The sequence below is a fragment of the Ruegeria sp. G2 genome (genome assembly GCF_056533505.1).
In genome coordinates, this window is record NZ_JBQFON010000002.1 from 293,879 (window position 1) to 306,001 (window position 12,123).

Here is a 12,123-nt window from a genome sequence, read left to right on the forward strand (position 1 = left end):
AACGGCAGTTGTGCGGACAAAGCAGACATCATAGGGCATGTCGTTTTACAGGATGGACCCGCTACTTCTGAATAAATGAGTCACCTAGCCACTCGACGGACGCCTGTTGGTGAGTTTTCCTCAAAGTTCACCATTAATCACCCCAGATGGGATTAATCATCTGGGCGTAATTCGTTGCCAAGAGTGCCGCGTCGGACCTGTCCATCTTTACGGTTTGTAGCTCGGTCATGTCGATGACCTCCTCTCCGGAAAAGAGTTTCATGACGTCCACGGAAAATGTCAGCGGTCTGTTTTCATCCCGTTCAACGGAAGTTGACGCCACAAAGTCGAGATCCCGGCGATTTTCGTTAAAGCCGACATGGTAGACCAATGGCATTACAGCCCCGTCCATTTGGATAGCCCCCTCGACCAGAACAAATTTGTAGCCGATGTTCCAGTTCCAAGCCATGCGGTTATTGGGATCAAGGTCGCCACGTACTTCGATAGACCCGTTTGCGGCTTCATCAATCCCAATGGACATCGAGATCCTTGATATCTGTCGCAAAGGCACTTTCGGTAGTACCACATTGAATTGCGGCGTGCTGCGGTCAAACCTCAACAAATGGTAGCTGTTTTCTACGACATGTACCTTGTCACCGTCAGCCAGTTTGATGTTGGAGATGTAGACACGGAAATCACGAAGGCGGAACATCTCTGTTCCGCCGGGATTGGTGTAAGCGAAGGTGTCGAATTCAATCGGCTCGCCATTTGCTTCGGCTACAAAAATCAGTTTCAGCGGCCTGGGTTTCGTTCGAAAATCAAAGGCAAAAACTATTATGGCTGCTAGGACCAAAGTGGAAACGGCGACGATGCTGAGTCTGTTTAGGCGTTTCATTGTGTCTCTTCCTCAAATGGGCTTGAAAACTTTGGCTCCGTCAGAAATGCCTCATCCGTCAAAGTGTGGAGAAACGCGATAATTGCATCGACTTCTTTGGGCGCGAGGCCGAGGCCGTGTGCAGCAATGGGATCTACGGCGGTATTATCCGCTTCAAGGATCAAAGGGCTAAGTGTATCGCTAAACCGAATGCCGGAATTGTAATGCGTGAGCACTTCGCTAAGGGTCGCGAACCGGCCATCGTGCATGTAAGGCCCTGTAACCGCTATGTTTCGAAGTGTCGGCGTCTTGAACTTTCCCCGGTCCAAGATGTCACCGGTCACCGCCTCAAGTCCGCGGCCCAGGTTCTGTTCGGCATCAAGGCCGTTGTTGATAAAGCCATCCCAGCCATCCGAAAATCCAGCTGTCACGAACTGACTGTGACAGTCGATGCAGTTTCCGCCACGCAAAGAGACCTTAACGTCTGGATGCGCCATGAACAGTTTGCGCCCGTGCTCTTCTTGCGGTGAAAGACGCAGTTCGCCACGCAAATATCGATCGTATTTGGAATTCGCGGAAATCAACATTCGCATAAAGGTTGCCAGCGCGCGGGCGACGTTCTCTTCCGACACCTCGCCGTAGGCTTTCCAGAACATCTCGGGATATTCAGGCGCGCTTTTTAGCTCGCGGACAAGTTCGTCCAGCGGTTGCTGCATTTCATCCTGATTTATCAATGGCTGCAGTGCTTGGTGTTCCAGCGTCGGACTTCGACCGTCCCAGAAAAACCGGCGCGGTCCCCAAAGAAGATTGGCAAGGCTCATGCTGTTGAAGGCAAGCTCCTTTCCGCCATGCCCCAAGGCGACTGGTTGGCCATCCGTAAAGGCGCGCTCCTGTTGATGGCATGTTGCACAAGACATGCTGTTGTCGCCGGATAACATGGGATCATAAAACAACCGCCTGCCAAGCTGAAAAGCTTCTTCTGTCAGAGGGTTATCTTCCGGGATCGAAAAACGGCCAAACACAAATGGTGCTTTGAAATCTGCGATGGCTGTGGGCACAGGAGGAGATCGTGAGATCCAAAACGCAGACAGTAATGCAATAAAGATCGCCAGGCAAAGCCCGGCGATCCCGAGTTCCATTTTGATGTTTCGGCGCTTTTCAGTGGTGGTGAACGAACCCTGCGCCAAAAAGCCCTTCGACATTGTCGACACCTTTTTTGTAGCGCTCACGGAAATTCACCGTGGCTAGCCGTTCGCCGGTGGCAAGGTCGTGGACGGTTATCGTGTGTGCGTTGAGTCCGGCGATAAAGTCCACATCTGTCGGGTCGTTTGCTTTCGCGTCGCCAAGATTGAGAAGATTGTTCTGGATGGCGATCACCTCACGTCCTGACTTTGTGGTGAAAAAGATCATGTGGTGCGCACCTGCATCGGCGACGATGTCTGGTCCTGACGAAACCAGCTTGGGCAGCTTTGAAAGATCATATCGTTTCACCACGCCCGGAAGCGCGTGACTGATAAACAACTCAGTGTCGTTGCCGTAGAATTCGAGTGGCACCGCAGTTCCGTTTTGGACACCGCTGTAGACCACTTCAGCTGGCCCGAAAGTTTTAGCTTCGGCGTCATACGGAATTGACCATGTTTCAAAGCCGAACATGGTATTTACAAGCACTGCCGGTTCGATGTCTTCGTGGATCGACGGTCGGGCAAACAACACTTCGACGGGCGAAGACGGGAAGCCGACTGGCATCTCACCTTGCACCTCAATCGTCTGGACCGGTTCGAGCGCGTTGAGGTCGATGATCGTTACCGTATTGCCAACACCGGTGGCGAGATCTGGGTGAACAGTGGAAGTTACAACCATCCTGTCGTCAAAGGCCGAGATGCCATGTGGATACAGGATGTAAGGCGCGTTTTCCCCAACTTCACTTTTCCGCGCCTCTATCACCTTGATGACCTCATTGGTCTGCGCGTCGAACACGCCAACCGTACCGCCATCGGCTTGGCCAAGGCCGCCCATGAAAGTGACAAACATGTACTCAGTTCCGTTTGACCGGGTCCACATGATGTCTTCGCCCACCATCTGGCCGGCAGTGTCGAGGCACTGAATGCCGGTCACTTCGGGCGCGCCGGTTGAGTCACGCGCCAATCCGATCTCCGCAAGACTACATTTGGGATCTAGACCAGTGGAATAAAGCCGTCCGTTCGGGCTGTAGTAAAGATGGTGAAGCGGATGCTCGAGTTCCGGCTGCTCTACTTCACTGATAATTTTGCCAAAATCTTCGGACTCTGGATCCAACTCGACTATAGCTACGCTGTGGCTTGCGCTGAGCGTCGGTAGTGAGCGCAACAACACCATTGCGCGACTTTCTTCACGGACCTGAGCCTGAGAACTCGCCGTCAACACACCAACAATAAGCGCAGTGTTGCTTGCTGTCAGGGCGGCGAATTTTAACGAAAAATCAAACATAATTCCCCCCTCTGCAAAACATAAGCAGTACGAGCATCATTGCAGATCAGACGGTTCCCGTCGAGAATATCGTATTTGAGCGAGACGCGAGCATGTGTTGGCCATAAAATTGAGGGCAGAGTTCTCAGCGATTCCCGCCGCCCAAATTTCCATTTTTTTGAATAGTCCTTAAAACCATTGGAACCTGATGCCGAAGTTGCGCAACAGGTGTTTGTAACGAAATGGCTATGACCACTTTGGGCTCAGAGCCAACATCCGACTAAACCGGAGTGATGACTTAGAACTCGTCAGCTTCTGACAGTTGGCCTGCCAACCCCCCATTTATAGTGGGCTGAATATGGCGGGCCACATGTGGTATACTGCGCTGGCCTCCCAAATTGGGAGTAGGGGAAGAACCCACCGTCTCACAAATGATTGAGAGTGAAGGTGGTGAGGGGCTGGATGAGGGGGTCTTAGCCAGCCCCTCTCTCTTGAGGGGGTATACGGAGTGGTAGTATTGTTCCGTTGAATTCAATCTACCCTGCTAGTGCCTTGTCCGAAATTGGGGGATTCCCGTAGACCCCTTATTTTCTTATCCCAGACACAATTCAAACACGCTGTACCGATACCAAGCAGGAGCGGCGTGCCTTGATGGAGATTGGCGATTTCTATGAGGGGGTACGCGTTCGGCGCGCCGTACCTTTTGAAACGAAGATAAAACTGTTTGTGCAAACCAGCCATCGACACGAATTTAGTCAAAAAAGCTGGTCCGAAACGTGCAATTTAGCTTAGCCTTACAGGTACGGATACCTGACAACGCATACCATGCCAATTTCGAGGAAGCGGCCCAATGTTTAACAGAACTCTCTGCATGGGGATCACCTTTGCCTTGTTCGCTACGACCGGTCTAAAGCCAACAACCGCGAATGCCAGTGATGCTGGAGACGTTATCGCAGGTGTCGCACTCGGGGTTTTAGGGGCATCCATTGCGCGGCATCACCACCATCATGGGTCGCATTATCAGAAGCACCCAAGTCTTTCACCAGAGGAAAACGCAGTCGGGCTTTGTATGCACCGAACGCATGCCGCAATGACTAATCAGGGCTACTACGCCGTGGATTTCCAACGCACACTCTCGTACACGACAAATGCAGACGGGATTGATTTAATTGATTTGGAAGTCGCGAGATCCAGCGATCGTACCGATGCCCGCTCCTACATAAAAGCTCACTGCGCAATTCAAAACGATGCCGTGGTCAATTTCAGGTACTCAAATTACTGAGTAAAGTTACGGGCAAACATAAGATGCTACGCCTGTTGTTATCCATGGCACTCCTGCTCCCCTCGGCTCTCATGGCCGACAAATTGGCTACAAACGAGCTGAATGCGTTTCGCGGCGGTCAAGGTGTTCCAGCACTAGGTTATAACCCAAAGTTGGAGCAAGCCGCCAAGTCGCATGCCGATGACATGGTGAAGAGGGGGTTCTTTTCGCATACCGGCTCTAACGGGTCAGACGTGGGCGAACGGGTGCGCAAAACAGGCTACAATTGGTGTTTCGTGGCTGAAAACATTGCCAAGGGACAAAACGGTTTGGACGCTGTGATGGCAGTATGGTCGAAATCACCGGGACATCGAGCAAACCTGCTTTCTCGCAAAGCCAAGGAGTTCGCGCTTTATGAAGCGGCGGATCGTACTTGGGTTATGGTTTTAGCCGCACCCTGCAGGTAGATTTGCGCCATTCTCGACGCCGCAAAACGCCACCAGCTTCAATCCTCTGATGACTTCCAATGAAACGCAATAACTTTGGGATCATCCGACAATCCATTTTCATGCCGAACCTCTTCGACATGGGCATCCAGTTGCTCCTCCGTCTATCCCGGCTCCACCCAGGTGTCGTGTACCTTCGGTTCTGCTAAGATGATGAGAGAAAACCGTTGCGACGGTGTTTATGTTTACTGCTAGGCTCTGCGACATTGACTAGCTCTGGACCATCGAAGCGGGACTTTTGCGCCGCCACTACCATTCTTTGGAATCAATAAATCGACGTTGATTGCGACAAACCAATCCGTTGGAAAAATCGCACAGGAGTGACGATTTTTATTGCGATTTGTGGCGATCAAACTTCAAAGCTCACGCCGACTGTAAACGATGCGTTCTCCCATTTGATCGTACTTGCCAAGCAACGCTGCGATATGATGAACTTCATGTAGTTCGAGTGACCAAAACGCGCGTTGAAATACCGTTTCTTACTTTGTGAAGGTGCAACTCAGTTGATCTACCGTTAGCCAAGATGGCAAGGGTGCTGCACTCAGCTGCTGTCCGAAAGTCGCCAGACTTCCTGTTCACCAAATCCTCGGATCGTTCTGACCCCAATATTTTCGAGATCGAATTGGTCCTTCAGGACATGTGCGACTTCGCCCTGAACACTGATTTCCATCGGCTCGGAGAATTCCTGCAACCGTGAAGCGAGGTTTACGGCAGGTCCAAATATGTCGTAAACATACTTCTGAATTCCGACGACCGAGCCCACAACCGAACCCGAAGACAGACCAACTCGGCAATGCCATTGATGCGGATGGCTCAGATTGCGTCGGTTCAGATAGCGCACAAATCGGATGGCTGTGTTGGCGATTGCCTTGGCGTGATCCGGTGTCGGATCAGGCAATCCCGCCACAGTGATATACGCGTCTCCGATCGTTTTGATGCGCTCGCAACCGAATTGCTCACCTATACGATCAAACGCGCTGTATATGTCGTTCAGTTCTGTGACGGTCACGCTGGGGTCCTGTGAGGCGACCATTTCCGTGAAGCCCACAAAATCCAGCATCAGAACAGAGACAGGGTTGTACAGCTGTGGCGTCACCACACCAAAGGTTTTGTATTCTTCATAGACCGAACGAGGCATGATGTTGAGAAGCAGTTTCTCCACCTGCTCTTTTTCGCGTTTGATCTCTCTTGTGTTGCGCTCGACCATCATCGAATAGGAATCGATCATAGATTCCAACTCCTTGATCCGCGTGATGTTCTGACAGACAAGAACCAGGACGTCGTCTTTGGTGGAAGTGAAATCGAGTGCGATGATCAGCGTCCTGCGTTTCTTTTTGAACTTGATCTCCGATGCGTATCGCCCGTTATCCTCAAGGGCAGTCTGCATGGCCTCGGCATCCAGATCAGGAAAAAGCTCCTGCAACTGATTTGGCTCTGCTTCGTTGCTGAACCAGTCGTCAAACGTGTCATTGCGAAAATTGAAACGCAATGATTTACGATCCAGTAGCGCGACCCCTACGCCGATTGCGCGCAGGAGCTGTTCATTAATGGCTTCTATCTTCATGGGTCACCCGACAATCAATGGGCGGCGTTTGGCGAACTCTGCGACAACTGCCTCGACATCCTCGTCGGCCACACCGTGATCAATCAAGGTCGCACGCAGCACCACCTCAAGCTCATCAAAATGAGCGTCGTTGATATCGAGATGTGAGTGCAGCTGTTTTAGCTGTTTGTCCGTATAAGACGCTGGTCCGCCAAGCAGGGAAGCAATGAATTTAGTCTGGTGATCAACCATCCGGGACATATCGACCTCGTCGAAGAATGGCCCGATGTCGTCGTTATCAAGAAGGGTATCGTAGAAGGAGAGGACGATCTTGCTAACCTGCGAGAATCCCCCGTACTTCTCATAGAGCGTGCGTTCAGCCATACCAAAACCCTTTCAAAATAGTACGAATAGGGAAGCGCTCCCATTGTCAAAGACTACAAATTCTACCCAGTCCAATTCAAGTCTGCCGCCGTCGCTGCATTCTGACGCCATTCGGGGCTCTGCCGAAGGGCGCCATGATTCTAAAATCTATGTCAGCGGCGTTCGACGATAATCTCGGCATACTCGGAAGAAATGCACAGTGAATCGTTGGTCGAGATGTCGAACCTTTTGATCAGCGCCATCATGTTATTGCGCAATGATGCCTGACCTTCGGCATCCAACGCTTCGAATGCTTTTTGCATCGGGCCGTAGAACGTGCGGAAATATTCCATGAAATGCTCGGCTGACCGGTAGCGGAACATGAAGTTCTTGCGCCGAAACGATTTTACCGCGCACCGAGTGCCGAAATTCTGATCGATCCAATCCCGGCTTCCCCACATCGCCGGAGAGTTCACGCCCGCAGGTGGCGGCACATGCTTGCCAATCGTTTTAAACAGTTGCCCGATAAAGCTTTCTGGGGTCCAATTGGCCATGCCGATTTTTCCACCCGCCTTAACGACCCGCTGAAGTTCGGCAGCGGATTGTTTTTGATTAGGTGTAAACATTACCCCGAATGTGGACACTACCGCGTCGAATGACTGATCATCAAAGGGCAGGTTCTCGGCGTCTGCGACCTTGTAGTTTACGAACAGACCCTCGGCTTGGGCACGCTTGCCGCTGGCTTCCAGCAGGCTTTCGACATAATCGGTTGAGGTTACGTCGCAAAAGCGTCTGGCAAAGGCCAGTGTTGCGTTGCCGTTGCCCGCTGCCACATCAAGGATCGTTGAGTCGGCGCGCATGTCCATAGCTTCGGCAAGCTCTTCACCGGTTATCTGCAGCGTGACCCCGACCTTGCTGTAATCTCCGGCACCCCACGCTGCGTTCTGTTTGGCTTTGATTGCCGTGTAATCTGCTGTGGGTGCGATGGTTGATTGAATACCCATGATTGATGTCCTCCGGGTGTTGTGCTGACCCTAGATCAGCGGTTTCAAAATAGCCGCATCTTCTGAATGCGTTTGAGTTATGCAGCTTCGAGATCAGGCCAGCTGAAATCGGCGATCGGCCGCTCGGCATTGGCAACATGCTCGAAGATTCTTGAATTGACCCATTCCGGCTGGAAGATTGGCGCCATGTGTCCAAGTTCGGGCAACAATGCGATACGTGCATTGGGCAACGTCTTGGCGATGGCCACGGCGACATTCTGAGCGATCTCAGGGGATTCCAGACCGGTCATCACCAGGGCTGGCATCTCGAGATTGGCCAGATCCTTTAACGTCCAGCTCTCGGCAAACCCGTTGGCAAAATCCGTCATGACTGAGGAAATCAGGCCCGCAAATTTCTTTTTGGCCTTGTCGGGCAGGTTGTCCCAAAAACCGTCTCCGTTCCAGAAATCAAGGAAATGCTGCATTCCTGCGGCCGGATCACCTTCGGCAGCAGCGCCAGATACCAACCCAGACAAAAGCTTGATCTGTTGAAACAAGCGACGTCCTTTGTTGTTCCCATGAGCCAGAAAATGAAATGCGGCCGGTTCATAGACAGTCAGGCTTTTGACCAGATCAGGGCGCATCAGGGCGATTTTGATTGCGATGCCGCCACCGTTCGAGTGACCGACCAAATGAACCGCGCTGCCCAGCTTTTCAATTTCTCTGATTACGGAGACCGCCGAAATTGCCGCCCCCTTTTGGCTGTGATCGCTCGCCAATGGTGCACGACCATAGCCGGGCAGATCAAAGGCATGAACATCAAAGCGACCGTCAAGATCGGCTTCCAGTTGGCTCCACTGAGCGCTGCTGGATGCGGAGGAATGCAATGCGACAATCGGTGCATTGCTTGCTTCGGTAGACCTAAATGAAATCGTCATCGTACTTACTCACTTGCGTTTGAGATGAGCAATAACTGACGGTTCATTGTTTCATTGAAATTTCCGAAATAGGCGCAAAGTGTTTCAGTTGTTGCTCTGTGAAGCAGGTCACACAACGCGCTATCTGTCTCTGAGACATGGGAAATTACGGCCGGAATTTGCACCACCCCGACCGGTTTGAAACAATTGAAACATTAGATGCTGATTTTGAAATGGCGCTGAAACAATGATACCGTAGAAAAATAGGATGACGATGGACATGGCGAACGATTTTCAGGAAATCGAGAAGGCAAGGGACCTTCTGCGCGATGCAATCGAGTCTCTTAAGGAAGGGTTCGCCCTTTATGATGACGACCGTCGCCTGCTCATGTTCAACCAGCGCTATGCCGAGATGAACAAGGGTGTCGCGGACCTGTTAAAGCCCGGACTGGACTGGGAAATCCTGATGCGCGAAACAGCGCGGCGCGGGATTTATGCTGACGCCATCGGCAATGAAGAACAGTGGGTCTCGGACCGATTGGCCAACGGGATCGAGTTCATTCAGGATTATGAACTGGCCGAAACGGACGGTCGAACTTATCTGGTGTCGGTCCATCCCACCAATCTTGGCGGCTTTGTTGTTACGCGCGAGGATATTACAGATCGCAAGCAGGCCGAGGCTGAAGAACGCGACGGAGACCTTCTGATCAGGAAGGTCCTGGATGCCAGTTCTGCAGTCGTGACGATGGCGCGCATTGGCGATGGCCAGATCCTGTATCGCACACCCGCCGCCCTTCAGATGTTTGGCGCCTCCAAGTTCGCGCGGGAGCATTACGCCAAGCCTGAGGAGCGCGCGGATTTTGTGACCTTGCTGTTGGCGGATGGTCATGTCGAAAACTTCAAGCTCGATTTGTGCAATGCCAATGGAAAGATTTTTCCGGCCTCAATTTCTTCGCAACTGATCGATTACAAAGGCGAAGAAGTAATCGTTACCAGCATTATTGATCTTACGGTTCAGCAGGAAGCCGATGCTTTGATCAGGCAGGTGATGGAAGCGTATCCCGCCGCGATCAACATGACGCATGCAGAGACAGGTGAGGTCCTGTTTGCAACGCCGGAAATAAAGGCTCTGTTTGGTCCTGCCCGCAGTTCCAAATCTTACTATGCTGATCCGACAGAACGTCAGCGATACCTGAAAGACCTTCGCGAAGCGGGATCTCTCAAAGATCGGCGGATGGAGTTTGTTGATGCAAATGGAAGAAAGTTTTGGGCTGCAGATTCTTCCCGCCTGATCGAATTCAATGGCGAAGAAGTCATCGTCTCGAACACACGAGATCTGACAGATGAACTGGCGATTGAAGAAGAACTCGCAAAGCAACGCGAGATGCTTTTCCAGAATGAGAAGATGTCAGCGCTTGGCGAACTTCTTGCTGGCGTGGCCCATGAGCTAAACAATCCGCTTTCCGTGGTTGTTGGGCATTCTCTCATGCTCAAGGACGAAATTACCGACCCCGATCTGACCGCCAGAATCGAGAAGATCAGCAATGCGGCCGAGCGCTGCGCGAAAATCGTTAAAACATTCCTGGCAATGGCGCGCCAGCAACCCAGCAATATCGAGGATGTCGATGTTGCCGGGCTGATCGCGACTGCGGCGGATGTCGTTGGGTATGGTACGCCTTCAGATGGAATCCGCGTTGTGCAGAAAATTCCTGCTGATTTGCCACCGGTTGCCGCGGATGCCGATCAGATCACCCAAGTTATCATCAATCTGATCATTAATGCGGAACAGGCCATGAGGTCATCTGAGCGCGGTGACCTGATCGAGCTTTCAGCGCGGCCGAGGTTTGATTCAGGCATGGTCGAGTTGACGGTAAAGGACAATGGCCCGGGAATCCCCAAGGCCATTCGCGCCCGAATCTTTGAACCGTTCTTCACCACCAAGGAAGTTGGGGAAGGCACCGGTATTGGTCTCGCGTTTTGCCACAGGATCATACTGTCTCATGGCGGTCAGATCCGGCTTGATCAGAGCGACAGTACTGGCACCTGTATGCGGATCTTGCTGCCTATCGGGGCACAGAACGAGTTTATGGAAGATGAGCCGAAAGATTCAATTTCTTCTTCACTGTCTTTGAAGGCGCTGGTGGTAGATGATGAAGTTGAAGTTGGTGAGCTGCACGCAGAGATTCTGAGAAGAGAAGGTTTTGACGTCGATTTCGTCTCATCCGGTGAGGAAGCATTGCGCAATCTTCGCTCAGAAAACTATGACGTATTCCTGAGTGACTTGAATATGCCAGGTGTTGATGGACGAAAGATCTATCAGGCTCTGGTTGCCGAATTTCCGCACATGCTGAACAGAACGGCCTATGTGACCGGGGATACGATGGGGCAGGCTTCGCAAGCATTGCTTGGTGAATCCGGCTTGCCTCATCTCGAGAAACCCGTTTCGCCTTTGGAACTCAGAACCCTCGTTGGTAATTTGCTTGCCGAAGGGAAGGAAGTAACCGATGGATGAAAACAGAACGCATATCCTGGTGTGCGATGACGAAGTCGATGTGCGTGAAATGCTTCAGGAATATCTGGGCAAGCGTGGATATGAGGTTTCGGCAGCATCCGGCGGAGATGAGCTGAGGCAGATACTGTCTACGAACGGGGTCGACGTCATTGTCATGGATATCAACATGCCAAAGGAAGATGGCCTTTCAATACTTCGATCCTTGCGCCCCGAGAACACAACACCGGTTATCATGTTGACTGCAGCAGGCGACGTTATCGATCGCATCGTCGGATTGGAGATGGGGGCAGATGATTATCTGGGCAAACCTGTTGACCTTCGGGAACTCGAAGCCCGGATCAAGGCGATACTCCGGCGCGAAGCAATACATGAAACGGCGACCAAGGAAGCCCCTGACATCAACGGAGCACCATTTGGCGATTTTACATTGGATAAAGACGCGGCCAAACTTCTGGCCGCTGATGGTTCCGAGGTTCAGCTGACCGCTATGGAATACAACCTGATCAAGGTATTCGCCGAAAACAAGGGACGCGTTCTGAACCGCGACCAGCTGCTTGAACAGGCCCATGATCGATCCTGGGATCCATTTGATCGCAGTATCGACATCAGGATTTCCCGGCTTCGCCGAAAACTTGAATCCAACCCGGAAAAGCCCGAGATCATCAGAACCGTGCGTGGCATCGGATATCTGTATGACCCAAAGTGAAGGCACGATTTTGACGAGTTGATTGCGAGCTTTA

Annotated in this window: 11 protein-coding genes; 4 read left to right on the plus strand and 7 right to left on the minus strand. The window is 51.9% G+C overall.

Annotated features, from left to right (window positions below; all coding sequences use genetic code 11):
• Positions 1-133 precede the first annotated feature (133 nt).
• The 3 genes from ACR0DU_RS06115 to ACR0DU_RS06125 are packed head-to-tail and all read right to left on the minus strand — an operon-like array spanning position 134 to position 3,319.
• Entirely contained in the window at positions 134-874 is a 741-nt protein-coding gene (locus ACR0DU_RS06115; protein ID WP_480873070.1) for an MbnP family protein, read from the minus strand.
• A complete protein-coding gene (locus tag ACR0DU_RS06120) occupies positions 871-2,055 on the minus strand; it encodes a cytochrome-c peroxidase (protein WP_480873072.1) in 1,185 nt (394 codons plus the stop codon). Before ACR0DU_RS06120 ends, ACR0DU_RS06115 begins: the two co-directional genes overlap by 4 nt.
• Positions 2,012-3,319, minus strand: coding sequence for a hypothetical protein (locus ACR0DU_RS06125; RefSeq protein ID WP_319545631.1), 1,308 nt, complete (start codon positions 3,317-3,319; stop codon positions 2,012-2,014). Before ACR0DU_RS06125 ends, ACR0DU_RS06120 begins: the two co-directional genes overlap by 44 nt.
• 829 nt (positions 3,320-4,148) lie before the next feature.
• Here ACR0DU_RS06125 and ACR0DU_RS06130 point away from each other — a divergent pair.
• Together ACR0DU_RS06130 and ACR0DU_RS06135 are read left to right on the plus strand one after the other, a co-directional pair.
• Complete coding sequence (locus tag ACR0DU_RS06130) at positions 4,149-4,580, plus strand: hypothetical protein (protein WP_480873073.1); 432 nt, start codon at positions 4,149-4,151, stop codon at positions 4,578-4,580.
• Positions 4,581-4,651: 71 nt separating this feature from the next.
• Complete coding sequence (locus ACR0DU_RS06135; protein WP_480873074.1) at positions 4,652-5,026, plus strand: CAP domain-containing protein; 375 nt, start codon at positions 4,652-4,654, stop codon at positions 5,024-5,026.
• Positions 5,027-5,606: 580 nt separating this feature from the next.
• Here the strand turns inward: ACR0DU_RS06135 and ACR0DU_RS06140 are convergent.
• From ACR0DU_RS06140 to ACR0DU_RS06155, 4 genes are all read right to left on the minus strand, one after another.
• Positions 5,607-6,629: an adenylate/guanylate cyclase domain-containing protein gene (locus tag ACR0DU_RS06140; RefSeq protein ID WP_170774543.1), complete on the minus strand. Its 1,023-nt coding sequence runs from the start codon at positions 6,627-6,629 to the stop codon at positions 5,607-5,609.
• 3 nt (positions 6,630-6,632) lie between these two features.
• Complete coding sequence (locus tag ACR0DU_RS06145) at positions 6,633-6,992, minus strand: group I truncated hemoglobin (protein WP_010438274.1); 360 nt, start codon at positions 6,990-6,992, stop codon at positions 6,633-6,635.
• A 152-nt stretch (positions 6,993-7,144) separates the two neighbouring features.
• Positions 7,145-7,975 (minus strand): class I SAM-dependent methyltransferase, encoded by an 831-nt coding sequence (locus ACR0DU_RS06150; RefSeq protein ID WP_480873076.1) that lies wholly within the window; start codon positions 7,973-7,975, stop codon positions 7,145-7,147.
• A gap of 77 nt (positions 7,976-8,052) precedes the next feature.
• On the minus strand, positions 8,053-8,892 hold the full coding sequence (locus ACR0DU_RS06155; protein WP_480873078.1) for an alpha/beta fold hydrolase: 840 nt from the start codon (positions 8,890-8,892) through the stop codon (positions 8,053-8,055).
• Between the two features lie 259 nt (positions 8,893-9,151).
• Here ACR0DU_RS06155 and ACR0DU_RS06160 point away from each other — a divergent pair, with 259 nt between their 5' ends.
• Entirely contained in the window at positions 9,152-11,383 is a 2,232-nt protein-coding gene (locus ACR0DU_RS06160) for an ATP-binding protein (protein ID WP_480873080.1), read from the plus strand.
• Positions 11,376-12,089 (plus strand): response regulator, encoded by a 714-nt coding sequence (locus ACR0DU_RS06165; RefSeq protein WP_480873081.1) that lies wholly within the window; start codon positions 11,376-11,378, stop codon positions 12,087-12,089. The genes ACR0DU_RS06160 and ACR0DU_RS06165 overlap by 8 nt, the downstream gene beginning before the upstream one ends.
• The last annotated feature ends 34 nt before the right edge of the window (positions 12,090-12,123 follow it).